The organism is Streptomyces mutabilis, from assembly GCF_046628145.1.
Classification (GTDB): Bacteria; Actinomycetota; Actinomycetes; order Streptomycetales; family Streptomycetaceae; genus Streptomyces; species Streptomyces mutabilis.
Map to the genome: position 1 here is coordinate 7007516 of NZ_CP176874.1, position 23921 is coordinate 7031436.

Annotated in this window: 26 protein-coding genes; 15 read left to right on the top strand and 11 right to left on the bottom strand. The window is 74.3% G+C overall.

Translation table 11 applies throughout. From position 1 onward, the window contains the following. Window positions 1-222 precede the first annotated feature (222 nt). Complete coding sequence (locus ACLIN4_RS31320) at window positions 223-1062, top strand: TIGR02452 family protein (protein ID WP_307651729.1); 840 nt, start codon at window positions 223-225, stop codon at window positions 1060-1062. Here the strand turns inward: ACLIN4_RS31320 and ACLIN4_RS31325 are convergent. Then, on the bottom strand, window positions 1047-1544 hold the full coding sequence (locus tag ACLIN4_RS31325; RefSeq protein ID WP_107480007.1) for a type II toxin-antitoxin system PemK/MazF family toxin: 498 nt from the start codon (window positions 1542-1544) through the stop codon (window positions 1047-1049). The genes ACLIN4_RS31320 and ACLIN4_RS31325 overlap by 16 nt on opposite strands. Window positions 1545-1716: 172 nt before the next feature. Here ACLIN4_RS31325 and ACLIN4_RS31330 point away from each other — a divergent pair, with 172 nt between their 5' ends. The 3 genes from ACLIN4_RS31330 (at window position 1717) to ACLIN4_RS31340 (ending at window position 3931) form a co-directional block, all read left to right on the top strand. Further along, window positions 1717-2607, top strand: a complete 891-nt coding sequence (locus ACLIN4_RS31330; RefSeq protein ID WP_290011939.1) for an NAD(P)-dependent oxidoreductase — start codon at window positions 1717-1719, stop codon at window positions 2605-2607. Window positions 2608-2689: 82 nt separating this feature from the next. After that, window positions 2690-3115: a PPOX class F420-dependent oxidoreductase gene (locus tag ACLIN4_RS31335; RefSeq protein WP_107479755.1), complete on the top strand. Its 426-nt coding sequence runs from the start codon at window positions 2690-2692 to the stop codon at window positions 3113-3115. Between the two features lie 387 nt (window positions 3116-3502). Continuing rightward, window positions 3503-3931 (top strand): VOC family protein, encoded by a 429-nt coding sequence (locus tag ACLIN4_RS31340; RefSeq protein WP_100047710.1) that lies wholly within the window; start codon window positions 3503-3505, stop codon window positions 3929-3931. A gap of 49 nt (window positions 3932-3980) precedes the next feature. On the opposite strand, the gene ACLIN4_RS31345 is transcribed toward ACLIN4_RS31340, so the two are convergent. Both ACLIN4_RS31345 and ACLIN4_RS31350 read right to left on the bottom strand, forming a co-directional pair. Further along, window positions 3981-5237, bottom strand: a complete 1257-nt coding sequence (locus ACLIN4_RS31345; protein ID WP_411576463.1) for an MFS transporter — start codon at window positions 5235-5237, stop codon at window positions 3981-3983. 81 nt (window positions 5238-5318) lie between these two features. Beyond that, the gene (locus ACLIN4_RS31350; RefSeq protein ID WP_290011941.1) at window positions 5319-6197 is read right to left on the bottom strand and encodes an alpha/beta fold hydrolase; all 879 of its coding nucleotides are present in this window, start codon (window positions 6195-6197) and stop codon (window positions 5319-5321) included. 148 nt (window positions 6198-6345) lie between these two features. On the opposite strand from ACLIN4_RS31350, the gene ACLIN4_RS31355 reads away from it, so the two are divergent. The 5 genes from ACLIN4_RS31355 to ACLIN4_RS31375 all read left to right on the top strand — a co-directional run bounded on the left by ACLIN4_RS31355 (window position 6346) and on the right by ACLIN4_RS31375 (window position 10691). After that, window positions 6346-8316, top strand: a complete 1971-nt coding sequence (locus tag ACLIN4_RS31355) for an AfsR/SARP family transcriptional regulator (protein WP_290011942.1) — start codon at window positions 6346-6348, stop codon at window positions 8314-8316. Window positions 8317-8392: 76 nt separating this feature from the next. Continuing rightward, window positions 8393-8836 carry a PPC domain-containing DNA-binding protein gene (locus tag ACLIN4_RS31360; RefSeq protein WP_107479752.1) on the top strand — a complete coding sequence of 148 codons (444 nt, stop codon included), beginning with the start codon at window positions 8393-8395 and terminating at the stop codon, window positions 8834-8836. Next, window positions 8833-9258 carry a CBS domain-containing protein gene (locus tag ACLIN4_RS31365; RefSeq protein WP_100047693.1) on the top strand — a complete coding sequence of 142 codons (426 nt, stop codon included), beginning with the start codon at window positions 8833-8835 and terminating at the stop codon, window positions 9256-9258. Before ACLIN4_RS31360 ends, ACLIN4_RS31365 begins: the two co-directional genes overlap by 4 nt. 34 nt (window positions 9259-9292) lie before the next feature. Then, complete coding sequence (locus ACLIN4_RS31370) at window positions 9293-9637, top strand: hypothetical protein (RefSeq protein WP_179342698.1); 345 nt, start codon at window positions 9293-9295, stop codon at window positions 9635-9637. Between the two features lie 37 nt (window positions 9638-9674). Continuing rightward, window positions 9675-10691 carry a sigma-70 family RNA polymerase sigma factor gene (locus tag ACLIN4_RS31375; RefSeq protein WP_107479751.1) on the top strand — a complete coding sequence of 339 codons (1017 nt, stop codon included), beginning with the start codon at window positions 9675-9677 and terminating at the stop codon, window positions 10689-10691. Window positions 10692-10703: 12 nt separating this feature from the next. On the opposite strand, the gene ACLIN4_RS31380 is transcribed toward ACLIN4_RS31375, so the two are convergent. Further along, the gene (locus tag ACLIN4_RS31380; RefSeq protein ID WP_411576464.1) at window positions 10704-12131 is read right to left on the bottom strand and encodes an FAD-dependent oxidoreductase; all 1428 of its coding nucleotides are present in this window, start codon (window positions 12129-12131) and stop codon (window positions 10704-10706) included. 16 nt (window positions 12132-12147) lie between these two features. Continuing rightward, entirely contained in the window at window positions 12148-13371 is a 1224-nt protein-coding gene (locus tag ACLIN4_RS31385; RefSeq protein ID WP_290011944.1) for a polysaccharide pyruvyl transferase family protein, read from the bottom strand. Between the two features lie 175 nt (window positions 13372-13546). On the opposite strand from ACLIN4_RS31385, the gene ACLIN4_RS31390 reads away from it, so the two are divergent. After that, entirely contained in the window at window positions 13547-14503 is a 957-nt protein-coding gene (locus tag ACLIN4_RS31390; RefSeq protein WP_289909326.1) for a TerC family protein, read from the top strand. A gap of 7 nt (window positions 14504-14510) precedes the next feature. On the opposite strand, the gene ACLIN4_RS31395 is transcribed toward ACLIN4_RS31390, so the two are convergent. Beyond that, complete coding sequence (locus ACLIN4_RS31395) at window positions 14511-14852, bottom strand: hypothetical protein (protein WP_100047688.1); 342 nt, start codon at window positions 14850-14852, stop codon at window positions 14511-14513. A gap of 154 nt (window positions 14853-15006) precedes the next feature. Next, the gene (locus ACLIN4_RS31400) at window positions 15007-15210 is read right to left on the bottom strand and encodes a hypothetical protein (RefSeq protein ID WP_100047687.1); all 204 of its coding nucleotides are present in this window, start codon (window positions 15208-15210) and stop codon (window positions 15007-15009) included. Window positions 15211-15368: 158 nt separating this feature from the next. Between ACLIN4_RS31400 and ACLIN4_RS31405 the strand changes: the two genes are divergently transcribed. Then, entirely contained in the window at window positions 15369-16274 is a 906-nt protein-coding gene (locus ACLIN4_RS31405) for a LysR family transcriptional regulator (RefSeq protein WP_411576797.1), read from the top strand. A 58-nt stretch (window positions 16275-16332) separates the two neighbouring features. Here ACLIN4_RS31405 and ACLIN4_RS31410 read toward each other — a convergent pair whose 3' ends face one another. Next, window positions 16333-16896, bottom strand: a complete 564-nt coding sequence (locus tag ACLIN4_RS31410; RefSeq protein WP_100047686.1) for an NAD(P)H-dependent oxidoreductase — start codon at window positions 16894-16896, stop codon at window positions 16333-16335. A 144-nt stretch (window positions 16897-17040) separates the two neighbouring features. Between ACLIN4_RS31410 and ACLIN4_RS31415 the strand changes: the two genes are divergently transcribed. Then, a complete protein-coding gene (locus ACLIN4_RS31415) occupies window positions 17041-17709 on the top strand; it encodes a TetR/AcrR family transcriptional regulator (protein ID WP_107479849.1) in 669 nt (222 codons plus the stop codon). A 131-nt stretch (window positions 17710-17840) separates the two neighbouring features. Next, window positions 17841-18875 carry a LacI family DNA-binding transcriptional regulator gene (locus tag ACLIN4_RS31420; RefSeq protein ID WP_289909324.1) on the top strand — a complete coding sequence of 345 codons (1035 nt, stop codon included), beginning with the start codon at window positions 17841-17843 and terminating at the stop codon, window positions 18873-18875. Window positions 18876-18882: 7 nt separating this feature from the next. Here ACLIN4_RS31420 and trxA read toward each other — a convergent pair whose 3' ends face one another. After that, window positions 18883-19281 (bottom strand): thioredoxin, encoded by a 399-nt coding sequence (gene trxA, locus ACLIN4_RS31425; protein WP_100049401.1) that lies wholly within the window; start codon window positions 19279-19281, stop codon window positions 18883-18885. A 119-nt stretch (window positions 19282-19400) separates the two neighbouring features. Between trxA and ACLIN4_RS31430 the strand changes: the two genes are divergently transcribed. Then, on the top strand, window positions 19401-20837 hold the full coding sequence (locus ACLIN4_RS31430) for a dihydrolipoyl dehydrogenase family protein (protein ID WP_289909323.1): 1437 nt from the start codon (window positions 19401-19403) through the stop codon (window positions 20835-20837). 260 nt (window positions 20838-21097) lie between these two features. On the opposite strand, the gene ACLIN4_RS31435 is transcribed toward ACLIN4_RS31430, so the two are convergent. After that, a complete protein-coding gene (locus ACLIN4_RS31435; RefSeq protein WP_355564134.1) occupies window positions 21098-21751 on the bottom strand; it encodes a peptide deformylase in 654 nt (217 codons plus the stop codon). Window positions 21752-21889: 138 nt separating this feature from the next. On the opposite strand from ACLIN4_RS31435, the gene ACLIN4_RS31440 reads away from it, so the two are divergent. After that, entirely contained in the window at window positions 21890-23311 is a 1422-nt protein-coding gene (locus tag ACLIN4_RS31440) for a PepSY-associated TM helix domain-containing protein (protein WP_107479845.1), read from the top strand. A gap of 118 nt (window positions 23312-23429) precedes the next feature. On the opposite strand, the gene ACLIN4_RS31445 is transcribed toward ACLIN4_RS31440, so the two are convergent. Further along, window positions 23430-23777: a tetratricopeptide repeat protein gene (locus ACLIN4_RS31445; protein WP_382022008.1), complete on the bottom strand. Its 348-nt coding sequence runs from the start codon at window positions 23775-23777 to the stop codon at window positions 23430-23432. Window positions 23778-23921 lie beyond the last annotated feature (144 nt).

Sequence of the window (23921 nt, forward strand, 5' to 3'; positions counted from 1 at the left end):
TCGTCCCACCCAAGACCCTCGTGGGGCTCCGCACAAGGGTGCATAACGGGACGTTCCAGCTCGGCAACCTTCGCGTCCCGTCCGTTTCCGGGGGCTTTCCCCGTCGTTCCCCGGCCGGGAAACTCCGTTGCACCGCAGCACCAGCATCACCCAGGATCACCGCATGAGCACGACGGGGGAGACCGCGCGGAGCGCGGCCATGGCGTCCACGGGGGTGTCGCCATGAGCGCGCGCCTGCGGGGCATCGCACAGCAGACCGAGCAGGTCGTGACGGCGGGGTACTACCGCGCGTCCGACGGGCGCGAGGTGTCCGTCGCGGCCGCGGTCGCCGAGGCACGCGAGGGCACCCGGATGTACGGGCCGGAGCCCGTGGAGCCGCCCCGGTACACCCCGGCGCGGACGGTCTTCGAGCTGACCGGCGAGAGCAGCCTGGAGGCCGCCCGCCGCCTGGGCGGCGAGGTCGCCGTGCTCAACTTCGCCTCCGCCCGCAACCCGGGCGGCGGCTACCTCAACGGCGCCCGGGCCCAGGAGGAGGCCCTGTGCCGGGCCTCCGCGCTCTACACCTGCCTGTTGCGGGCCCGCGGGTTCTACGACCACCACCGCGCCCACCGCGACCCGTTCTACACGGACCGCGTCATCCACTCGCCGGCCGTCCCCGTCTTCCGTGACGACCGCGGCCACCTGCTCGACGAGCCGTACACGGCCGGATTCCTCACCGCCGCCGCGCCCAACGCGGGCGTGGTGCTCCGCACCGCCCCGGAGCGCGCCGCCGAACTGCCCGCAGCCCTGGCCGCACGCGCCGAGCGGGTGCTGGAGACGGCCACCGTCCACGGGTACCGGCGGCTCGTGCTCGGGGCCTGGGGGTGCGGCGTGTTCCGCAACGACCCCGCGCAGGTCGCGGGCGCCTTCCGGACGCTGCTCGGCCCCGGCGGGCGCTTCTCGGCGGCCTTCGAACGGGTGACGTTCGGCATCCTGGACCGCACGCCGGGCGGCACGGTCCGTCAGGCGTTCGCGCGCGCCTTCCCGGAGGGCGCGGGCCGTCCCGCTCAGGCCCAGCCGTAGCGCTCCCGCAGCCGCTTGCGCACGAGGTCGAACCGCATCCGGTCCAGGGCGCACGCCTCGCGGCGCATTCCGGCGTCGTGGAGACGCAGCACCCGGTCGACGTCCACCCAGGAGTCCCGCCCGGAACGGTCCCACGGCCCGCTCCCGATGGGCACCCACCGGTGCGAGCCCCGGCTCCACTGGAGCGGCTTCGCCGCGCCCCCTGCTGCGCCGTCGTGCCGCCTGCTCGACAACTGCACCGCCAGCACCGTCCCGGCCGCCTCACGGGCGACGACGAGCACCGGCCGGTCCTTGCCCCGCCCGTCGTTCTCCTCGTAGGGCACCCAGGTCCAGACGATCTCGCCGGGATCGGGGTCGCCGTCGTGCGCGGGGGAGTACTCGGTCCGTACCCGGCCCACGTAGCGGGGATCGGCCTCGGTGGTGGCGAAGGGGCCGTACCGGCCGGGAACGGCGTCGTCCGTGGGGTCGATGAAGGAGCTCACGGCCGTACCGTACGGGACGGGGGCGGGCGGACCGCGGGAGGTACGGACCGCGGCCCCGACGCACCCGCGGCCGTACCGGTCGGCGCCGTCGCCGCCCGGGTGGCAGGCTGATCACCGGGCGCCGCACCCCCGGCCCCGGCCACCGGCCGTACGAGCACAGAAAGCCGACGTCATGACCGACCAGCTCACCGTGAGCGTCCTGGGCACCGGCATCATGGGTGCCGCGATGGCCCGCAACCTCGCCCGCGCCGGACACACCGTCCGCGTCTGGAACCGCAGTCCGGACAAGGCCGAGCCGCTGGCCGCCGACGGGGCGCACGTCGCCGGCAGCGCCGAGGAGGCGGTGCGGGGCGCCGACGTCGTCCTCACCATGCTGTACGACGGTCCGGCCGCCCTCGACGTCATGCGGCGGGCCGCACCCGGTCTGCGCCCCGGTACCGCGTGGGTCCAGTCGACCACCGCCGGCGTCGACGCGGTCGCCGACCTGGCGGCCTTCGCCGACGAGCACGGCCTGGTCTTCTTCGACGCGCCGGTGCTGGGCACCCGGCAGCCCGCCGAGGCCGGGCAACTGCTCGTGCTGGCCGCGGGACCCGCCGACGCCCGGGAAGCGGTGACGCCCGTGTTCGACGCCGTCGGCTCCCGCACGGTGTGGACCGGTCAGGACGGTGCCGCCGGCAGCGCCACCCGGCTGAAACTGGTGGCCAACAGCTGGGTCCTGGCCGCCACCAACGCGACGGGCGAGGTCCTGGCGCTCGCCAAGGCACTGGGAGTGGACCCGGACGGCTTCTTCGACGCCATCGCCGGCGGCCCGCTCGACATGGGGTACCTGCGTGCCAAGGCGGCGATGATCCGGGACGGTGCGCTGAGTCCGGCCCAGTTCGCGGTCACCACCGCCGAGAAGGACGCCCGGCTCATCGTCGAGGCCGGCGAGGCGAACGGCGTCCGCCTGGACCTGGCCGCCGCCGGCGCCGGGCGACTGGCGCGCGCCGCGGCGCAGGGGCACGGCGACGAGGACATGGCGGCGGCCTACTTCGCCAGTTTCGAGGAGAAGGCGTCCGACTGAGCGCACCCGGGGTACCGGGTGACCGGAAGAAGCGGAACGCCGACGTAGCCTCGGCACCGACCGAGATCGAAGGAGTCACACCATGTCCAAGCCCCCACTGCCGCCCGAGGCCGTCGAACTGCTGCGCCGCCCCAACCCGTGCGTCATGGCCACCGTCCGCTCGGACGGCGCCCCCGTCTCCACGGCCACCTGGTACCTGTGGGAGGACGACGGCCGGGTCCTGATCAACTTCGACGCCGGCCGGGTGCGCCTGAAGCACGTGCGCCGCGACCCCCGCGTCACCCTCACCGTCCTCGCGGACGACGACTGGTACACGCACGTCACCCTCATCGGCCGCGTCACCGACATCCGCGACGACGAGGACCTCGCCGGCATCGACCGCCTCTCCAGGCAGTACACGGGCAATCCCTACCCGGACCGCGTCCGGCCCCGGGTGAGCGCCTGGGTCGAGGTCGAGCGCTGGCACGGCTGGGGCGCGATGAAGGACAGCGACCAGGCGTCCACCTGAGCGACGGTCCCGACCTCCGGGCCCGCGCCGGCCGGGCCCCGTCCACGGTCGATCGGGCCCGTACGTCACGGACGCGGGTGCGGGGGCGCTCCGTGACGGCGCCTGAGCCCGGCGCGGCGGCTCCGCGACAGCGCCCTGCCGACCACGGACAGCACGCTGGGGCCCGGGATCACGGTGATCAGGAACGACAGCGCCGCGGAGGCGAGCAGACGGTCGGGGTCACCGTCGCGCCATGAAAGCACCGGGCCCGGGCGGCGTTCCACGGGATTTCAAAGGCATCGACAGCTTCGTGGGCCTCGTCTAAGATCCACCGCGCGGCATCGCGTGTCGGTCACCGTCCGGGTGAGGCATGGAGGCGCCGTGGAGATGCCCGTGGAGGCATTGACCGTGTCAGTCGAGTTCAACCACACCATCGTTCTCTCCCGGAACCGGGAGGAGTCCGCCCGCTTCCTCGCCACCGTCCTGGGGCTGGAGGTCGGCGAGCCCGCCGGAATGTTCCTGCCGGTGACGACCGCCAACGGCGTCACCCTCGATTTCGCCACCGTCGACATCGACATCCCCGTGCAGCACTACGCGTTCCTCGTCTCCGAGGACGATTTCGACGCGATCCTCGCCCGGCTCGTCGAGGGCGGCGTCCCCATCCAGGCCGACCCGCACGGCCGGCACCCGCGCCGCATCAACCGCAACGACGGCGGCCGGGGCGTGTACTTCAGCGATCCGTCCGGGCACGGCATGGAGGCCTTCACCCGCCCCTACGGCAGCGACCCGGCCTCACCGCTCAACGGCGTCACGGAGGACGTCCCCGGCGCCCGCTGACCGCCCCGGGAGGCCGGCGGCGCGGTTCGGGCGCCGCCGGTCAGCCGGTTCAGGGCCCGCCGTCCCGGGCGGCGGGCCGGTCCCGCCGGGGCAGCAGCAGGGGAGTCGCCAGCAGGAGGACCCCGGCCAGCGCGATCGCCGTACGCGGCCCCGTGAGACCGGCCAGCAGGCCCCACACCGCGGTCAGCGCCGCGGTCGCCAGCTTGGCGCTGACGGTCCAGGCGGTCAGGGTGCGGGCCACCCGGTCGGCCGGGGTCAGTTCGAGGCGGCGCGTGGCGAGCACCGGGTTGAACACGCCCGCGCAGGCGATCAGCCCGAACTCGACGGCCATCACGAGGACGAGCCCGGCGGTGCCCGGACCCACGAAGGCCAGCCCCACCGACCAGCACACGCGCAGCACCCCGCTGCCGACCAGTACCCGGTGCTCGCCGAACCGCGTCACGAGCCGACGGGCCAGCCGCGAGCCGAGCAGCCCGCCGGCGCACGGCACCGCGAAGGCCAGACCGTACTGCCAGGGTGCGAAGCCCAGATCGCCCAGCATGAGCACGGCGAGCAGCGGCGCGGTCGCCATGATCAGACCGTTGACCAGGAGCGTGTTGAGGAACAGCGGACGCAGCCCCGGGGAGGTGAGGATGTACCGCCAGCCGTCCAGCAGGTCACCCGCCCGGGGCCGGACCGGGCCGGTGCGGACGGGGCGCGGCTCGTCGCCGCCGACGGCCCGGATGCCCAGCGCCGACAGCAGGTGGCTCACCGCGTCGACCGTCACCGTGACCACCGGGCCGAAGAGCCCGATCGCCGCCCCGCCGGCCGGGGGGCCGAGCATGGTCGCGGTCCAGGTCGTCGCCTCGAACCGGCCGTTCGCGGTGAGCAGGTCCTCCGGCCGTACCAGGGCCTTGAGACAGGACCCGGCGGCGGCCCTGAACATGATGTCGGCCGCGGCCACGACGACCGACACCACCAGCAGCTGGGCGAAGGAGAGCCGGCCGAACGCGTACGCGACGGGCACGCTCAGCAGCACCGCGCACCGGACCAGGTCCGTCGCGACCATGACCGGCCGCTTGCGCCGGAACTCCACCCACGGCCCCAGCGGCACCGCCACCACCGCGCCCACCGCGAGCCCGGCCGCCGCGAGCGCCGCCACCTGCTGCGGCCCGGCGCCCAGCACCACGACCGCGATCAGCGGGAAGGCGTCGAACGCCAGCCGGGTGCCGAACGTGCTGACGGCGTACGCCGCCCACAGCCACCCGAACGGCCGCCCCAGCGACCTGCCGCCCCTCACCGCACCCGACACCGACACGCCCGACATCCAAGCGAGCGCGGTACCCGCGGATCAAACAACGGGCCGGGGCCGGCGTACAACCCTTCGTTGTACGCCGCCCGCCCGCCCCTACCGCACGAGCAGTTTCCGCAGTGCCCCGGCGACCTCGCCCGGCGCCTCCTCCGCCATGAAGTGGCCGCAGCCGACGGTCTCGTGGCTCAGGTCCGGGGCCCAGGCCCGCCACAGCGCGGCGGCGTCGTAGCCGAGGGCCGCGCCCCAGTCCTGCTGGAGGACGGTGACCGGCATCCGCAGCCGGTTCCCGGCGTCGCGGTCGGCCCGGTCGTGGGCGACGTCGATGCCGGCCGAGGCCCGGTAGTCGGCCACGATCGACGGCACCGCCGCGCGGGACGCCTCCAGGTAGGCGGCGCGGACGTCGGCGGGCAGGGCCTCCGGGTCCCGGGTCCAGACGTCGAGGAAGTGACCGAAGAACGCGTCCGGCGCCGCGCCGATCAGCTGCTCCGGCAGCCCGGGCGGCTGCGCCATCAGGTACAGGTGGAAGCCCACCGCCGCCGACGTGCCGCGCAGCACGTCCCACATGTCCAGGGTCGGCAGCACGTCCAGCGCGGCCAGGTGCGTCACCGCGTCCGGACGGTCCAGCCCGGCCCGCACCGCGACCAGCGCGCCCCGGTCGTGCCCGGCCAGCGCGAACCGCTCGTGCCCGAGCGCGCGGGCGAGGGCGACGACGTCGGCGGCCATGGTCCGCTTGGCGTAGGCGGTGCCGTCGGGGTCGGCCGGCTTGTCGCTGGCGCCGTAGCCGCGCAGGTCGGGGCAGATGACCGTGTGGTCGGCCGCGAGGTCGGCGGCGACGTGCCGCCACATCAGGTGGGTCTGCGGAAAACCGTGCAGCAGGACGACCGGGCTGCCGGAGCCGCCGACGGCCGCGTTCAGGGCGACGCCGTCGGCGACCGTGAAGCGGTCGTAGGTGAAGTCGGGGATGGTCGGTGCCATGGCTGCTCCGTGCCTCTCGTCGCACGCCGAGCCTGTTTCCACGGCGTGCTGGTGACGGTTCCGAGCCTCCCGGGCGCGAATCAGCAACGGATCAGCACGCGTACCGTGGGCGGCGGTGGGCAGCGGTACGGATCGGAGCGGGCGGAACATGGAAGCGGTCACGTTCGGTGTGCTCGGGCCGGTCACCGCGGAACGCGCCGGCGCCGGACTCGCCCTCAAGGGACCCAGGCACCGCGCCGTGCTGGCCCGGCTGATCCTGGCCCGGCGGCGCGTCGTCCCGCTCGACCGCCTGGTCCAGGACCTGTGGGAGGAACCGCCGCCGCGGGCCGTGGGCGCGGTGCGGACCTTCGTCGGCGACCTCCGCCGCGCACTGGAGCCCGACCGTCCGCCGCGCGCCCCGGCCCGGCTGCTCGTCACCGAAGGCCCCGGATACGCCCTGCGCGCGGCCCCGGACGCCGTGGACGCCTGGCGCTTCGAGGCGGCCGTCGCGGAGGCCGACCGGCTGCCGGCCGACCGGGCCCCGGAGCGGATCGAGGCGGCGCTCGGACAGTGGCGGGGACCGGCCTACGCCGAGTTCGCCGGGGAGGCGTGGGCACGGGGCGAGCGCTCCCGCCTGACCGAACTGCGGCTGCGCGCGGTCGAACGCCGGGCGGAGTTCCTGGTGGACCTGGGACGGGAGGCCGAAGCGGTCCCAGACCTCGACGCGCACCTGACCGAACACCCGTGGCGCGAGGAGGCCTGGCGGCTGCTCGCCCTGGCCCTGTACCGGACCGGACGCCAGGCGGACGCGCTCGCGGTGCTGCGCCGCGCCCGCGACCTGCTGGCCGGACAGCTGGGCGTCGACCCCGGGCCCCGCCTGCGCCGCCTGGAGGCCCGCGTCCTCGCGCAGGACCCGGACCTGGACCCGCCCGGCGAGCCCGCCGAGGCGGCGGCCCGGTTGTGGGCCCGCGCGACGGAGGCGTACGACCGCACGGTCGCCGCGGGCGCCCACGCCCGGCTGGAGTCCACCGTCGGCCTGCTGCGGGGCCTCGCGGTCACCGGCGGCGGCGGCCTCCGGGCGGCCCGCGAACAGCGCGTGGCGGCGATCGCGGCGGCCGAGGAGACGGGCGACGCCGAACTGACCGCCCGGGTGATCGGCGCCTACGACGTACCCGCCAACTGGACCCGCGGCGACGACCCCGAAGCGGCCCGGCGGATCGTCGCGGCGGCCGAGCGCACCCTCGCCGCCCTGCCGGACGACCCCACCGCCGACGCGGCCCGCTGCCGCCTGCTGGCCACCGTCGCCGTCGAGTCCCGGGGCGTCAGGTCCCCGCGCGGACCGCGGGCGGCGCACGAGGCCGAGCGCATCGCCCGCCGCCTCGACGATCCCGCGCTGCTCGCCTTCGCCCTCAACGGGACCTTCATGCAGTCCTGCACCACCGCCGGACTGGCCCGCCGCCGCGACGCCGTCGGCGCCGAACTCCTCGCGCTCTCCGCCCGGCACGGCCTGGTCAACCACCTGGTCCTCGGTCACCTGATCCGGCTCCAGGCCCGCTCCGCCCTCGCCGACCTCACCACCGCCGACGAGCACGCCGCCGCAGCGGACCGGCTGGCCGAACGCCACGAACGACCGCTCGTGAACGTCTTCACCGCGTGGTACCGCGCCCTGCGCCACGCCGTCACCGGCAGCCCGTACGACCGTACGGAGGCCGCCTACCGGTCCGCCGCCGCGCGCCTGGAAGGCGCGGGCATGCCGGGCCTGGAACGCGGACTGCTGCCGCTGGCCCTGCTGGGCCTGCGCCTGTCCCGCGGCCGGCCGGCCGACGTCGACCCGCGCGCCGACTGGGGCCCGTACCGGCCCTGGGCCGAACCCTTCGCCCTCCTCGCCGACGGCCGGGCCGCCGAGGCCCGCACGGCCCTGCGGTCCCTCGCGCAGCCGCCGCCGGACCTCCTGTACGAGGCCCTGTGCTGCGCGGAGGCCGCACTCGCCCTCGAACTCGGAGACCGCGCGGCCCTGGAGCGGACGTACGACAGGCTGCTGCCCGCCTCCGGCGAGATCGCGGGCGCGGGCAGCGGGCTGCTCACCTTCGGGCCGGTCGACACGTGGCTCGCCGCGGTCCGGCGCGCCCTCGGCCCGTGAACCCCCGGTCGGACGGAAAGGGCGCCGGGCCGGCCGGCACCGGGTTGCCCCGGCCCCCGTCGGGTACCCGGCGCCCATGAAGTGGCAGCAGGTGCAGGACGGACCGTCCGCGGTGTACGTGGTGGTGCTCGACCCCGGCGAGGACGCGGTCACCGAGCTCACCGCCTTCGCTCGCGACCGGTCGCTCGGGGCGTCCCAGGTCACCGCCGTGGGCGCCTTCTCCGAGGCGGTCGTCGGCTGGTTCGACCGGGACGCCAAGGACTACCGGCGCATCCCGGTGGGGGAGCAGTGCGAGGTGCTGTCCCTGATCGGGGACATCGCCGTCGCCGACGAGGGACCGACCCCGCACCTGCACGCCGTGGTGGGTCTCTCCGACGGCTCCACACGCGGCGGCCACCTGCTGTCCGGCCGGGTGTGGCCCACGCTGGAGGTCGTCGTCCGGGACAGTCCGGCGGAACTCGCCAAGACCCACCGACCCGAGATCGGACTCGCCCTGATCGACCTGGAGGCGCGACCATGACACGGCGCATCCGAGACGTGATGTCACCGGCCCCCGTGGCCGTCGAGCCCATGACCACCGTGGCGCGGGCGGCCCGGCTGATGCGCGAGGAGGATGTCGGCGACATCCTGGTGACCTACGACTGCGACCTGTTCGGTGTGCTCACCGACCGCGACATCGTGCTCCGGGGCGTCGCCGGCGGCCGCGACCCCGAGACCACCACGGTCGGCTCGGTGTGCACGCCCCCGCCCGTCGTCACCCTCGAACCGGACGACACCACCGACCGCGCGGCCGAACTGATGCGGCACCACGCCGTCCGGCGGCTCCCGGTCGTCGAGCACGGCGGCGTCCCGGTCGGCGTGGTCACCCTCGGCGACCTCGCCGCCGCCGACGACCCGCACTCCGCCCTGGCGGACATCAGCAGGGCCGCGCCGGACCACTGACGGTCCCCGGACCCGGCCACGCAGGAGGCACGGCATGAGCGATCGACGGCACCCCCACGGGGCCACGGGAGGCGGCCCGCGCGCGAGTTCCGGCGCGGTCGGCCGCCGCCGCCCGCGCACCGGCACCGAACCGGCCACGGCACAGAGCGCGCTGGGGCTCCGGCTGCTCCTGTCGGCAGTGTTCCTGCCGCTGTTCCTCGCCGGTGCCGCGTACTTCGGCGTGTGGGCCGCGGACGCCGGTCCCGGTGACATCCCGGGGCGCGGCGGTCTGGTCGTCCTCGCCGTCGTGTGCCTGGCGTTCGCCCTGCTCGCGGCATCGGACCTGCTGGTCGTGGCCCGCCGGTTGCGCCGCGAACGCGCCGGGACGGTCCCGCACTGATCCGAGAACCCGAGGAGGGGACGGAGGAGGAAGCGACATGGCTCCCCTGGCACGAACGCCCGGGGCCGGCACCGAGGACCGCCGCGCCCCCGCCCGCACCGCGCGGCTGCGCAGCCGCATCCCCGAACCCGACGAGGAACCCGACCTGCTCGGCCAGTACCTGGCCCAGATCGGCGCCACCCCGCTGCTGACCGCCGAGGACGAGGTGCGGCTGGCCAAGCGCATCGAGGCCGGCGTCCTGGCCATGGAGGAACTGGAGGCCGCCGACACCGGCGAACCCGCCCCGACGCCCGCCCGGCGCCGCGCACTGGAGGAGACCGTCCACGACGGCCAGGCCGCCAAGGACCACATGGTGCGGGCCAATCTGCGGCTCGTGGTCTCGATGGCCAAGCGGCACGCCCACCGCGGCCTGCCCCTGCTGGACGTCATCCAGGAGGGCAACCTCGGCCTGATCAGGGCGGTGGAGAAGTTCGACCACACCAAGGGCTTCAAGTTCTCCACGTACGCCACCTGGTGGATCCGCCAGGCCATCGAGCGGGGACTGGCCACGCACGCGCGCACGGTACGGCTGCCGGTGCACGTCGTGGAGCAGCTGCAGAAGCTCGCCAAGGTCGAACGGAAGCTGCGGTCGAGCCTCGACCGCGAGCCGACCGCCGACGAGGTGGCCGCCGAGAGCGGCATCGACGGGGACAAGGTCGTCTGGCTGCGCCGCGTCGGACGGGACGCCGTCAGCCTCGACACCCCGGTCGACGAGACCGGCGAGACCGTCGTCGGCGACCTCATCCCCGACGCCGAGGTGCTCCAGGCCCCCGAGGTCGCCGAGTTCCAGGCGCTGGCGGCGGAACTGCGGGAGGCCGTCGGCACCCTCGCGCCCCGCGAGGCGCTGATCCTCAGCCTGCGCTACGGCCTGCACGACGGCCGCCCGCGCACCCTGCACCAGGTGGCCCAGCACGTGGGCCTGACCCGGGAACGCGTCCGCCAGCTGGAAAAGGCCTCCCTCGACCACCTGCGCGCCCCCGAGACCCGGGACCGGCTCCTCGACTGGGCGAGTTGACGGACCGGGGCCCTACGTGCGCAGCCGCGCCCCCTGCCGCAGCAGCTCGTGCTGGACCATCCGGTAGGGCAGGCCGCGCGGCCCGCGCCCGTGCCGGACGGTCAGCGCCGCGCAGACCCCGGCCGCGTGACCGGTGGCCATCGCGATGGGCATCACCCGGTACGACGAGTGCGCCACGTGCGTCCCGGAGATGCAGCGCCCGGCCACCAGCAGCCGCTCCGTGCCCCGGGGGACCAGACAGCGCAGCGGGATGTCGTAGAAGCTGCCCCGCGGGACCCGCTTGAGGACGGTGCCGGAGCCGCGCGGGTTGTGGATGTCGACCGGGTAGGCGCCGTGCGCGATCACGTCCGGGAAGGTGCGCGCGGCCAGGATGTCGTGGCCGGTGAGCTGGTAGTCGCCGAGGACGCGCCGGCTCTCCCGCACGCCGATGTGGGTGCCGCTCTGCACGACGTACGACTCCTCGAAGCCCGGGACGCGGGTGCGCAGGAAGCGGTCGATCTGGGCCAGCTGGCGCCGGGCCGCGTACTCGGCGCGGGTGAGGTTCCACACGCTGGTGCCCAGGACGCGGTTGACCCGGGTGCTGTTGACGGCGACCTCGCGCGGGTGCGGGGTCGCGAAGAAGAGGATGTCCTCGCGCGGCAGCCGCAGTTCGCCGGCCGCCCTGGCCTCCTCGATCAGGTCCCACAGCCCGTGCACACCACGCCACTGGTCGGGGTTCTCCCGCACGTAGTCCGCGAAGTCCGGCCGGGAGAAGTCCGCGACGCGGAACATCAGCGTCATCGGCTGCACCAGCCCGTCCTCGGGTCGGCCGATCTCGTACGGCGCCCCGCAGGCGGTCGCCACGTCGCCGTCGCCCGTGCCGTCGACGACCACCCCGGCGTCGATCACCACCGGCCCCGACTTGGTCTCGAACACGACCCGCCAGCCGGAGCCGTCGTCCAGGGGCAGCGCGCCGGACGCGAAGGAGTGGAAGAGCATCCGCACCCCCGCCTCGTCCATCATCTCCAGCAGGGAGAACTTGAAGAGCTCCGGGTCGAAGGGGACCGTGTACCCGGTCTTCGGGGAGGGCGGAAGGCAACCGCCCCGGCCCATCAGCCGGTCGAGCAGCTGCCACAGCACGCCCGCGACGACCGGCTCGCCCTCGCCGTGGTCGGTGGGCAGCAGCCGGGAGGTGTCCCCGGCCTCGGTGAACGCCGCCTGCTTGTGCTCGTTGTGGAACGACATCAGCGGCATCACCAGCGCCGCCGTCGCGTTGCCGCCGAGGAACCCGTACCGCTCGACCAGGACCACGTCGGCGCCGGTGTCGGCCGCGCCGACCGCGGCGGCGAACCCGGCGGGGCCGCCGCCCACCACCAGCACGTCGCACCGGCCCCCGTGCCGCGCGGACCGCGGCGGCAGGGTGACCTCACGGGGCTCGCGGGGCTCTTCCAGTACCGGCATCGCTCTCCTCGGGCGGTCAGGCGTGCAGGGGGCGCGGCTCGACGACGTACGGCGCATCCCCGGCCGCCGTACCGTCTTCGCTCCCCCCGCCCTCGCCGAGGGCGTCGAGCAGGGAGCCGCAGCGCACGCAGGTCTCGCGGGCCGCGGCGGACAGTTCCCGCATCCGCGACCGCAGGTCGTCCCGGCGCCGCGGGTACTCGTCCCACATCCGGTCCACCTCCGCCAGCAGCAGCCCGGCCTGCTCCCGCGCGACCCCCACCAGCGCCGGGGCGCCCAGCCGGCGCGCGAAGTCGAAGACCTTGCCGGAGTAGGGCAGCGGCAGCACCGGCACACCGCTGAGCGCCGCGAAGATCACGAAGTGCAGCCGCATGCCGACGGCCACGTCCAGGTGGCGCATGAATCCGAGGACCTGCCCGGGGCTGTAGTCGCCGTGCAGGATCCGGCCCTTGTCGGGCGCCGTCATGTGGGAGAGCACGGCGTGCGCGTGCCGTACGTCGTGCCGCTCCATCGGCAGGAACACCACGTGCGCGTCCAGCCGCCGCACGAGGAAGTCGGCGACGTCGGCGAGCAGCGCGTGGTAGTCGCCCTCGTCCAGCTTCTCGGCGGCCCGGCCCGGTTCGCGCACCGACATCCCCACCAGCCGGGCGCCGGCGGGGATGCCCTCGTCGCGCATCATGGTCTCGGTGAACGGTTCGGGCCCCAGCAGCAGGGCCGGGTCCGCGGTGACCGCGACCTCGCGCTCCAGGCCGACCTCCTCCAGCACCAGCCGGGACTCCTCGTCCCGGACCACGACGTCGTCCATGTCGGCGAGCACGGTGCGCACCGCCTCCCGGTCCTCCGCCTCCGTCAGCGGCCCGGCGCCGATCGCGTAGGCGAAGGTGGGCACGGAGCGGGTCTGCGCGGCCCGCACCAGCCGCAGGTAGCGCCGCGCCTCGCCGTCGTAGAGGATCCCGCCGCCGCCCAGCACCAGCAGGTCCAGGCCGGGCAGCACGTCCAGGACGTGGTTGCGGCTGACGCCCTCCCAGGGCACCACCTCGTCGGCGTCCGGGTGATGGGCGCGGGTGTGCTCCGCGTTGCGGCTCATGACGACGAGGCGCGCGTCGGGCCGCTGGGCGCGCAGGCAGCTCAGGACGCAGGTGAGGATCGCCTCGTCGCCGGTGTTGAAGCCGCCGTAGGAACCGAGCACGCCGATGCGTGGACCCGGCCGGGCGGGGTGCGGATGGGAGGGGGCAGTGGTCATCCGGGGGCTCCCGTCAGGTCGCGATGGGCCGGCCCGCCGGCCTCGGTGCGCAGATCGCGCAGATCGGGCACGGTGCCGGGTTGCCTGTGCCGCCTCGCGGAAACACCCTGTCGAAGAACCCGTTCGTGGCCCCGCCCCCGTACCGTGTCCGTCCCCCACCGCATCAGGAGCACCAGTGAACGTATCGCTCACGGCCTGGCTGCTGACCGTCGCGGGCCTGTGCGTCCTCGTCGCCGCCGACTTCTTCATCGGCCGCAAGCCGCACGACGTGTCGATCCGGGAGGCGGGGATCTGGACGGCCGTCTGGGTGGTCCTGGCCTGTCTGTTCGGTGTGGGGCTGCTGGTGGCCGCCGGTGGCGCTCCGGCCGGCGAGTTCTTCGCCGGGTACATCACCGAGAAGTCGCTCAGCGTCGACAACCTCTTCGTCTTCGTCCTGATCATGGCGAAGTTCGCGGTGCCCTCGCAGTACCAGCAACGGGTGCTGATGGTGGGCGTCATCGTGGCCCTGGTGCTGCGCGCCGCGTTCATCGCGGCCGGCGCGGCGATCATCTCGGCCTTCTCCTGGGTCTTCTACATCTTCGGCGCCTTCCTGATCTGGACCGCCTGGAAGCTCGTCCAGGACGCCCGCAAGGGCGGGCACGACGAGGAGTACGAGGAGAACAAGCTGCTCAAGTCGATCGAGCACCGTTTCGGCGTCGCCGACCGCTATCACGGCACCAAGCTGTGGATCGAGGAGAACGGCAAGCGCGTCATGACGCCGATGCTGGTCGTGATGCTGGCGATCGGCTCCACCGACGTCCTGTTCGCCCTGGACTCCATCCCCGCGATCTACGGCCTGACCCAGGACCCGTACATCGTCTTCACGGCCAACGCCTTCGCCCTGATGGGTCTGCGCCAGCTGTACTTCCTCATCGGCGGCCTGCTGAAGAAGCTGGTCCACCTCTCCTACGGACTGTCGATCATCCTGGGCTTCATCGGCGTGAAACTGGTGCTGCACGCCCTGCACGAGTCCGGGGTCCACGTCCCCGAGATCAGCATCCCGTTCTCCCTGGGCTTCATCGTGCTCGTCCTCGCGGTCACCACGGTGACCAGCCTGGTGGCCGCGAGGAAGCAGGAGGAGCGGGAGGTGTGACCCACGCCTACTGGATGGTCCAGCCCACGCTGCCGACCCCCGAGCTGTAGATCGCGCAGACACCCGAGGACTCCCCGTACTGCCCGGGCGCCAGCGTCACCCACTGGCCGGACACGTCCGGCGCCCATCCGCAGACCACCTCGGCGCGGAAGGTGATGGTCCGGTCGGTGTTGTTGCTGCAGCCGGCGATGCCGTGGTCCGGATTGTTGTTGTGCACCCAGCCGTCGCAGTCCACGCCGGCCGCGGCCGGGGCGGCCTGGGCGGGGACGGCGAAGCCGGCGGCCGTGAGGGCCAGGGCCGAGACGGTGGCGGCCAGGCCCGCGGTGACGAGGTTCTTCGTGCGGCGCATGCGTACTCCCGTGAGGTCGTGGTGCGACTTGGACTGCGCGACCAGTCAACGGGGCGGCGGCTGCCGCGTGAACCTCGCAGGTGTCAGGGTCGCCCTCCCCGCGTTCGCCCGCTTCGACGCGCGCCGGGGGTCGCCACCCCGGCGCGCATGCGCCTCAGCAGCCCGCCGGGGTGGGCCTGCCGCGCGAGACGACGCGGGTGCCGTGGCCGTCGACGACGCGGGCCTGCAGAGAGCCGCAGGCGCACCGGGTCCACAGGGTGCCGCCCGCCGCGGTGGGGTGCGCGGACAGTACCTGGAAGGGCTCGGCACCGTCGGGCCACCCGCAGTGCGGGCAGGCGACACCGGTCGTGCTGGACATGACTTCTCCTCGTGTGTGTCGGGGTGCCGCGTGGGGGCGGTACGTCGGACGGCCGGTGCGCGGCGCTTGATCGGCCGTCCCGTCACCGCAAGGGTGCGGCCCCGAGTCCGTTCACGTCCAGGTTGACTTCACGGACTCGACCGTGAAGCGTGAACTTCATGATTGACCTGCGCAGGCTGCACGTCCTCAGGGCCGTCTCCCACTACGGCACGGTCACCGCCGCGGCCCGCGCCCTGCACTTCACGCCCTCCGCCGCGTCCCAGCAGATCCGGTCGCTCGCCCGCGACCTGGACGTCGACCTGCTGGAGCCGCAGGGCCGTGGGGTGCGGCTCACCCCGGCCGCCGAGAGCCTACTGGCGCACGCCGACGCCATCGAGGCCCGCTGGGACGAGGCGGAGTTCGATCTGCGGGCGGGGGAGGGGGTGCCGGCCGGGCCGCTGCGGGTGGCGGGGCTCTCGGTGGCCGTCGCGGTGCTGCTGGCGCCGATGGCCGCGCGCCTGCGCGAGCGGCATCCGCGGCTGTCGGTCCTGATCAGGGAGGTCGAGGTGGTGGAGAGCTTCGACCTGCTCTTCGAGGGGGAGGTGGACCTGGCGGTGGTGGAGGCCACCCCGGCCAACCCGCCGGCCGCGGACGCGCGCTTCGATCAGCGGCCGCTCCTGGACGACCCGTTCGACCTGGTCGTTCCGGAGGGTCATCCGCTGGCCGGAAGGGACGGCGCCGACCTCGCCGATGTCGCGCACGAGCCCTGGATCGCCCCCATGGCCGACAGCCCCTGCCGGACGCACATGATCTCGGCGTGCGGCGCCGCCGGGTTCACGCCCGACGTGGTCCATCTCGCGCGGGACTGGAATGTGACCGCCCATCTGGTCGCCCACGGGCTCGGCGTAGCGCTGGTCCCGAGGCTCGCCCGGCTGGCCCCGCGGCTGCCGATCGTGCGGGTGCCCTGCGCCGGCCGGCCGCACCGCAAGCTGCTGACCTGTACCCGCAGCGGCGGCCACCGGCGCCCGGCGGTGGCGGCGGCGATGGAGGAGCTGCGCACGCTGGCCGCCACGGCGGTCACCTGACGCACGTCGGGACCGGAGCCGTACGCGGCTCCGGTCCCATGGGCGTGCGGCGCGGCCGTCAGGCGGCGACGGCCTCGCCGGCGTGGCCGTGCAGGCGGGCGACGACCTCGGTCAGCTGGGCGGCGACCTCGGCGTCGTCGGCCGGGTGGGTCTCGGCGAAACGAGTCACCGAACCCGGGATGGACAGCTTGATGTCCTCGATCACCTTGCCGCCGGCGATACCCACGGCCTTGCGGGTGTCGTCCTGCGCCCACACGCCGCCGTACTGGCCGAAGGCGGTGCCGACGACGGCGGCCGGCTTGCCGGAGAGGGCACCCGCGCCGTACGGGCGGGACAGCCAGTCGATGGCGTTCTTCAGGACGGCCGGGATGGTGCCGTTGTACTCGGGCGAGAAGTACAGGAAGGCGTCGGCGGCCTGGGCGGCCTCGCGCAGCTTCACCGCGGCGGCCGGGACGCTGCCCTCGACGTCGATGTCCTCGTTGTAGAAGGGGATGTCGGCGAGCCCCTCGAACACCTGGACCTCGGCGCCCTCCGGTGCGAACTTGGCGGCCGCCTCGGCGAGCTGGCGGTTGTGCGAACCGGCGCGAAGGCTGCCGACGAGCGCAAGGATGCGGACAGACATGAGTACTCCCACTGACGGAGCAGACGCTGCGGAGCAGACGCTGCTGAAACACTGCCGTAACGATCCGGACCGGGGTCCGTTTAATTTCTAACATCCCAAACGGACCGCGGTCCAGTTTTCTTCCCGATGCTTTACGCTGGCTTCATGTCCGCCGCCCCGCCGCCCTTCCCGCACCCCGAGGAGACCGTCGGCCCGCCCGAGCTGCTGCAACTCGGCACGGGGACCGAGGAGGACGAGCCCTGCCTGCGCGCCGACGCCGCGCGCAACCGGGCCCGGCTGCTGGAGGCCGCCGCACGGCTGGTCGCCGAGCACGGCGCCGCCGCCGTCACGATGGAGGCCGTGGCCGCCGCCGCCTCGGTGGGCAAGGGCACGGTCTTCCGCCGCTTCGGCGACCGCACCGGCCTGCTCATGGCGCTCCTCGACCACTCCGAGAAGAAGTTCCAGGCCGCGCTCCTCGGCGGCCCGCCGCCCCTGGGCCCCGGGGCCCCGCCCGTCGAGCGGCTGCGCGCCTTCGGCTGCGCGATGCTGCGCCGCTCCATCGACGAACTGGAACTGCAACTGGCCGCCGAGCCGAGCGCGGAACGCCGCTACACCTCCGCACCGCGCCGCTTCCTGCGCGGCCACGTGGCGCTGCTGCTGCGGCAGGCGGTCCCGGACGCGGACAGCGAGCTGCTCTCCCACACCCTGCTGGCCTACCTCGACGCCGCCCTGGTCCACCACCTCACCGAACAGTGCGGGATGCCCCCGGAGCGGCTGCGGGCCGGCTGGCTGGACCTGGTCGCACGGGTGACCCGCACCGAGCGCCCGGCCTGAGCCGACGGCCAACCCCCCTTGCGGCGGTGCCGACGACCAACCCCCTTGCGGCGGTGGGGAATTCGTCCGGTCCGGACGGGGCCGCCCCGCCCGGCGCGCCGCACCCGGCTTCTGCCAAGATGCCGTACGTCATGGTGCAGATAACGAAACCGCCCGCCCCCGAGCCCCTGGCACCGCGCTCCGCCCCCACGAGCGCCGATGTGGCCCGCCTGGCCGGCGTCTCGCGCGCGACCGTCTCCTACGTCCTCAACAACACCAGCGCCGTCCGGATCAGCGAGCCCACCCGCCGCCGCGTCCACGACGCCGCGAGCGAACTGGGCTACGTCCCCCACGCGGCCGCCCGCTCCCTGCGCGCCGGGCACAGCCGAACCGTCCTGATGCCCGCGCCGTCCTTCCCGGCCGGCCCCCTCTACAGCCGCTTCCTCGACGAACTCCAGGGAGCCCTCGGCCGCCTCGACTACACCGTCGTGCAGTACGGCAGCGTCGGCCTGCGCGGCGACGAGGCGGCCCGTGCCTGGGCGGAACTGCGCCCGGTCGCCGTACTCGTACCAGGCTCCGGACCGGGCCCACGCGGGGTGGAGATCCTCAAACGCTCGGGCGCCCGCGCGGTCGTCACCCTCGGCCACGAGGCCGTCGAGGGGGCGCACGCCCTGCTCATGGACCACGCGATCGTCGGGCACAGCGCGGTCCGCCACCTCCACGACCGCGGACGCCGCAGGATCGGCGTCGTCGTGCCCGCGGAGGACGGCCTGGAAGTCTTCTCGGCGCCGCGCCTGGCCGGTGCCCGCCGCGCGGTGCGCGACACCGACGCCACCGTCACCGAACTGCCCCTCGCCTACGACGAGGGGGCCGCCGCCCGGCTGGCCGCCCGTTGGGACGCACTCGGCCTCGACGCCGTCTTCGCGTACAACGACGAGTACGCGATGCTGCTGATGCGCGCCCTGCAGGACGAGGGCGTCCGCGTGCCCGCCGACACCGCCGTGATCGGCGCCGACGACCTGATGCTGGGACGTCTGCTGCGGCCCCGCCTCAGCACCGTCCACCTGGAGCTGCCCTCCGGCCGCGACCTGGCCGCGCTGGTCGACCGCGCGGTCCACGACCCCGGCGCCGCGCCCGAGCGGCACGAGGTGCTGGGCGCGGCGGTGGTGCACCGGGAGTCGAGCTGACCGTGCCCTACTGGCCCGCCGGACCGCCCTGACCGCCGGCCTGCGCCTGCTGCTCGGCGACCGCCTTGCGGACCTCGTCCATGTCCAGCCGTCGGGCCTGACCGATCACGTCCGTCAGCGCCTCCTCGGGCAGCGCACCCGGCTGCGCGAACACGGCCACCTGGTCCCGCACGATCATCAGCGTCGGAATCGACTGGATGCCGAAGGCCTGGGCCAGCTCCGGCTGCGCCTCGGTGTCCACCTTGCCGAACACGAGGTCGGGATTGGCCTCGGCCGCCTTCTCGTAGACCGGCGCGAACTGCTTGCACGGACCGCACCACGACGCCCAGAAGTCGATCAGGACGAACTCGTTGTCCGTGACCGTCTGGTCGAAGTTCTCCTTGGTGAGCTCCACGGTGCTGGTCATGGGTGATCCCTCTTCCTGGGTTCGGGGCGTAAGCCGTCGGCACAACACTGCCGACCTGGTGGGTATTCCGCGCACGTACCCATGTGGCCACGTCGCACACCACCCACCAGACTGACCCCATGACGCAAACGGATTCCATCGCGTACGACGTCGTCGTGATCGGCGCGGGCCCCGTGGGGGAGAACGTCGCCGACCGCACCCGCGCGGCCGGGCTGACCACCGCGATCGTGGAGAGCGAACTGGTCGGCGGTGAATGCTCCTACTGGGCGTGCATGCCCAGCAAGGCCCTGCTGCGCCCCGTCATCGCCCGCGCGGACGCACGCCGCCTGCCCGGCCTGAGCGGGGCGGCGCGAGAGCCCCTGGACGCCGCGGCGGTCCTCGGCCGCCGCGACGAGTTCACCAACCACTGGAAGGACGACGGCCAGGTCCGGTGGGTCGAGGGCATCGGGGCCGACCTGTACCGCGGACAGGGGCGGCTCGCCGGCCCGCGCACGGTCGAGGTGGCCGCGCCCGACGGCACCCGCCGGGTGCTGACCGCCCGGCACGCCGTCGCCGTCTGCACCGGCAGCGGCGCCGCCCTGCCGAACCTGCCCGGGCTCGCCGAGGTACGTCCCTGGACCAGCCGGGAGGCCACCGCCGCCGAGAGCGTGCCCGGCAGGCTCGTCGTGGTCGGCGGCGGGGTCGTCGCCGTCGAGATGGCTACGGCCTGGCAGGCCCTCGGCTCCAGGGTGACGCTCCTGGTACGCGGCGACGAGGGCCTGCTCGCCCGCATGGAGCCGTTCGCCGGCGAGCTGGTCGCGGACGCGCTCACCGAGGCCGGCGTCGACATCCGCACCGGCACCTCCGTCGAGTCCGTGACCCGTGAGAACGGCACCGTCGTCGTCGTCACGGACGCCGGAGACCGCGTCGAGGCGGACGAGATCCTCTTCGCCACCGGCCGCGTGCCCCGCACCGCCGACATCGGCCTGGAGACCGTCGGCCTGGAACCCGGCTCCTGGCTCTCCGTCGACGACAGCCTGCGGGTCGAGGGCCACGACTGGCTCTACGCCGTCGGCGACGTCAACCACCGCGCCCTGCTCACGCACCAGGGCAAGTACCAGGCCCGCATCGCGGGCGCCGCCATCGCCGCGCGTGCCTCCGGGGACCCGGACCTGGAGTCCGGCCGGTGGGGCGCGCACGCGGCGACCGCCGACCACGACGCCGTGCCCCAGGTGGTGTTCACCGACCCCGAGGCGGCGTCCGTCGGTCTGTCCCTGGCCGAGGCCGAACGGGCCGGGCACCGGGTCCGAGCCGTGGACGTCGACCTCGCGACGGTGGCCGGCGCGAGCCTCTACGGCGACGGCTACAAGGGGCGCGCCCGCATGGTCGTCGACCTGGAGGACGAGATCGTCCGAGGCGTCACCTTCGTGGGTCCCGGCGTCGGCGAACTGATCCACTCCGCGACCGTCGCCGTCGCCGGCCAGGTACCGATCAGCCGCCTGTGGCACGCGGTCCCGTCCTACCCGACGATCAGCGAGGTCTGGCTGCGCCTGCTGGAGGCCTACCGCGACAACTGACGACACGGTCGCTCCGCCCCACCACGCCGCCGCAGCTGCGGGCAGTCGTGCCGCTGGGGCGGCACGGGTGGGCGCAGCGGCACCCCGCGACGCCGGGCTGCGCGCCCACCCCGTAGTCCAGCGGCACCCCGCGACGCCGGGCTGCGCGCCCACCCCGTAGTCCAGCGGCACCCCGCGACGCCGGGCCGCGCAACGATCGGCCCCCCAGTCGCACCTCGCGACGCCGGGTCGCACAACGCCCGGCCCCCAGCCGCACCTCGCTACGCCGGGTCGGGCAGCCCGAAGCCCAGGGCGGCAGCCGCCCGCTCCGGCGTGGCCTGTCCCCACAGCTCCGCCATCGCCCGCGACGACGCCAGCGACCGCGTCTCCGCCCGGTCCAGATACAGCACACCGTCGAGATGATCCGTCTCGTGCTGCACGATCCGCGCCGGCCACCCCGCGAACACCTCGTCCACCGCACGCCCGTGCTCGTCCCACGCCCGCAGCCGCACCTCGGCGTGCCGCGCCACCACCGCCTGCCAGCCCGGCACGCTCAGGCAGCCCTCGAAGAACGCGGCCCGTCCGTCCCCGACGGGCTCGTACGCCGGATTCACCAGCACCCGGAACGGCTGCGGCACCCGCCCCCGCGCCACCCGCACCTCCTCCGGCACCGGCGCCGGATCCTCGATCACCGCGATCCTCAGCCCCACTCCCACCTGGGGCGCCGCCAGACCGACACCCGGCGCCGCGTGCATGGTCAGGCGCAGCGCCTCGACGAACCGTGCCAGCAGCGGCGGCGCCAACTGCCCGTCGAACGGCTCGGCCACGCGCCGCAGCACCGGATCACCGGCCTCGACGATCGGCAACGGCCCACCGACGGCGAGCAGTTCCTCGACGCGCTCGGCAAGAGGTGTGCGATCACTCGGAGTTCCCATCACGCCAGGATTCCATGGCGCACGCCCTCTCACTCCCCGGCGTGTGACGTACGCCACTTCTGAGGGCGGGAACCTCACGCGCTCCGATCCCGACCACTGGGACCACCCCGTCCCCCACGACGCCCCGGAGCGCCATCGATGACGACCACCTCCCCGACCCCCACGGAAGAGGCCCCAGGAGCGGGGTCCCCGCCTCCGAGACCCGGCGGATGGTCCACGCTGCGCCCGCTCGTCCTGCGCCTGCACTTCTACGCCGGCCTGTTCGTGGCCCCCTTCCTGCTGGTGGCGGCGGTCACCGGGCTCCTGTACGCCGCCTCGTTCCAGGCGGAGAAGGCGGTCTACGCGCACGAGCTGACCGTCCCCGACGTGGGCGAGCGCAAGCTGCCGGTCTCCGAGCAGGTCGCCGCGGCCCGGCAGGCGCATCCCGAGGGCACGGTGTCCGCCGTACGCCCCTCGCCCGAGGCCGACGCCACCACCAGGGTGCTGCTGTCCGGCGTCGAGGGCGTGGACCCGGACCACACGCTCGCGGTCTTCGTCGATCCGTACACCGCGAAGGTGCGCGGTGCCCTCGAACAGTACGGCTCGACCGGCGCGCTGCCCCTGCGCACCTGGATCGACGAGTTCCACCGGGACCTGCACCTGGGCGAACCGGGCCGCCTGTACAGCGAGTTCGCCGCCAGCTGGCTGTGGGTGATCGCGGGCGGCGGCCTGGTGCTGTGGTTCTCCCGCCGCCGGGCCCGCCGCAAGCTGCGCGGCACCAGTGGCCGGCGCCGCACCCTGGGCCTGCACGGCACGGTCGGCGCCTGGGTGGCGGCCGGGTTCGTGTTCCTGTCGGCGACCGGCCTCACCTGGTCGACGTACGCCGGGGCGAACATCGCGGACCTGCGCGCCTCGCTCGGCCAGACCACCCCGTCCGTGTCGGCGTCGGCCACCGGGGGAGGCGAGCACGCGGGCCACGGCGCGGCGTCGGGCGCCGGCGGGGACGCCGGGCACGGAGTCGGCCTCGACAAGGTCCTGGCGGCCGCGCGCTCCGAGGGCCTGGGCGACCCCGTGGAGATCGTCCCGCCCGCCGACGCGTCCTCCGCGTACGTCGTCCAGCAGGTGCAGCGCAGCTGGCCCGAGAAGCAGGACTCGGTCGCCGTGGACCCCGCGACCGGCCAGGTGACCGACGTACTCCGCTTCGCCGACTACCCGGTGCTCGCCAAGCTCAGCCGCTGGGGCATCGACCTGCACACCGGCAGCCTGTTCGGCCTGCCCAACCAGATCGCCCTGATGCTGCTGGCAGCCTCCCTGATCCTGCTCATCGTCTGGGGCTACCGCATGTGGTGGCAGCGCGGCCGGGGTTCCGCCTTCGGCCGCCCCGTCCCGCGCGGCGCGTGGCAGCAGGTCCCGCCCGCGCTCCTCGTCCCGCTGCTGGCGGCGGTCGCCGTCCTCGGCTACTTCGTGCCGCTGCTCGGCATCCCCCTGGCCGCGTTCGTCGCCACCGACGTCGTACTCGGCGAGATCGCCCACCGGCGGGGGCGGCGGACGTACCCGAGAGGTGTCACGGCGAAGAAGTGAGCCGCACGGCGAAGCGGTGAGCGGCGGGCGGGGAAACGGTCCCCGCCCGGACCGCCACCGTACTTACCGCTCACCGCTCACCGCTTCACCGCTCACCGCTTCACCGAGGCGTGGCCGCTCAGAGCCCCGCGAAATCGCCCGCCAGGGCGGCGGCGATCCGCAGCTGCGCGTCGGCCTCCTCCTGCCGTCCCTGCCGTTCGAGCGTGCGCCCCAGCATCAGCCGGGCGTACCGCTCGACGGGGTCCCTCTCCAGCAGGGCCCTCAGCTCGGTCTCCGCGCGCCGCAGTTGTGCCGAGTGGTAGTAGGCGCGCGCCAGCAGCAGCCGCGGCCCGGTCTGCTCGGGCACCTCCTCGACCAGCCCGCTCAGGACGCGCGCGGCGGCGGCGTAGTCCTTGGCGTCGAAGAACATCCCGGCGCGCTCCCAGCGCTCCGCCGGCGTTCCGTGGTCGTAGTACGTCGTGTCCACTGGTGACCTCCTTCGACCCACTCCAACCGCCCCGGGTGGTTGAACATTCCACCATCTGTGTTCACGGCTTCCGGCGGCCCGGGGCAGGTGCCCGGCACGGTGCGGGTGCTTCCGATTGCAGTATGCGAGGGCATGTCCCACGGG

Bases quoted from the DNA above. Each gene is read 5' to 3' on its own strand.
- ACLIN4_RS31375 (WP_107479751.1), top strand. From the start codon at position 9,675: ATGGCTCCCCTGGCACGAACGCCCGGGGCCGGCACCGAGGACCGCCGC.
- ACLIN4_RS31330 (WP_290011939.1), top strand. From the start codon at position 1,717: ATGACCGACCAGCTCACCGTGAGCGTCCTGGGCACCGGCATCATGGGT.
- ACLIN4_RS31440 (WP_107479845.1), top strand. From the start codon at position 21,890: ATGACGACCACCTCCCCGACCCCCACGGAAGAGGCCCCAGGAGCGGGG.
- ACLIN4_RS31350 (WP_290011941.1), bottom strand. From the start codon at position 6,197: ATGGCACCGACCATCCCCGACTTCACCTACGACCGCTTCACGGTCGCC.
- ACLIN4_RS31370 (WP_179342698.1), top strand. From the start codon at position 9,293: ATGAGCGATCGACGGCACCCCCACGGGGCCACGGGAGGCGGCCCGCGC.
- trxA (WP_100049401.1), bottom strand. From the start codon at position 19,281: ATGACCAGCACCGTGGAGCTCACCAAGGAGAACTTCGACCAGACGGTC.
- ACLIN4_RS31335 (WP_107479755.1), top strand. From the start codon at position 2,690: ATGTCCAAGCCCCCACTGCCGCCCGAGGCCGTCGAACTGCTGCGCCGC.
- ACLIN4_RS31400 (WP_100047687.1), bottom strand. From the start codon at position 15,210: ATGTCCAGCACGACCGGTGTCGCCTGCCCGCACTGCGGGTGGCCCGAC.
- ACLIN4_RS31415 (WP_107479849.1), top strand. From the start codon at position 17,041: ATGTCCGCCGCCCCGCCGCCCTTCCCGCACCCCGAGGAGACCGTCGGC.
- ACLIN4_RS31380 (WP_411576464.1), bottom strand. From the start codon at position 12,131: ATGCCGGTACTGGAAGAGCCCCGCGAGCCCCGTGAGGTCACCCTGCCG.
- ACLIN4_RS31355 (WP_290011942.1), top strand. From the start codon at position 6,346: ATGGAAGCGGTCACGTTCGGTGTGCTCGGGCCGGTCACCGCGGAACGC.
- ACLIN4_RS31395 (WP_100047688.1), bottom strand. From the start codon at position 14,852: ATGCGCCGCACGAAGAACCTCGTCACCGCGGGCCTGGCCGCCACCGTC.
- ACLIN4_RS31320 (WP_307651729.1), top strand. From the start codon at position 223: ATGAGCGCGCGCCTGCGGGGCATCGCACAGCAGACCGAGCAGGTCGTG.
- ACLIN4_RS31435 (WP_355564134.1), bottom strand. From the start codon at position 21,751: ATGGGAACTCCGAGTGATCGCACACCTCTTGCCGAGCGCGTCGAGGAA.
- ACLIN4_RS31430 (WP_289909323.1), top strand. From the start codon at position 19,401: ATGACGCAAACGGATTCCATCGCGTACGACGTCGTCGTGATCGGCGCG.
- ACLIN4_RS31420 (WP_289909324.1), top strand. From the start codon at position 17,841: ATGGTGCAGATAACGAAACCGCCCGCCCCCGAGCCCCTGGCACCGCGC.
- ACLIN4_RS31385 (WP_290011944.1), bottom strand. From the start codon at position 13,371: ATGACCACTGCCCCCTCCCATCCGCACCCCGCCCGGCCGGGTCCACGC.
- ACLIN4_RS31360 (WP_107479752.1), top strand. From the start codon at position 8,393: ATGAAGTGGCAGCAGGTGCAGGACGGACCGTCCGCGGTGTACGTGGTG.
- ACLIN4_RS31365 (WP_100047693.1), top strand. From the start codon at position 8,833: ATGACACGGCGCATCCGAGACGTGATGTCACCGGCCCCCGTGGCCGTC.
- ACLIN4_RS31405 (WP_411576797.1), top strand. From the start codon at position 15,369: ATGATTGACCTGCGCAGGCTGCACGTCCTCAGGGCCGTCTCCCACTAC.
- ACLIN4_RS31345 (WP_411576463.1), bottom strand. From the start codon at position 5,237: ATGTCGGGCGTGTCGGTGTCGGGTGCGGTGAGGGGCGGCAGGTCGCTG.
- ACLIN4_RS31410 (WP_100047686.1), bottom strand. From the start codon at position 16,896: ATGTCTGTCCGCATCCTTGCGCTCGTCGGCAGCCTTCGCGCCGGTTCG.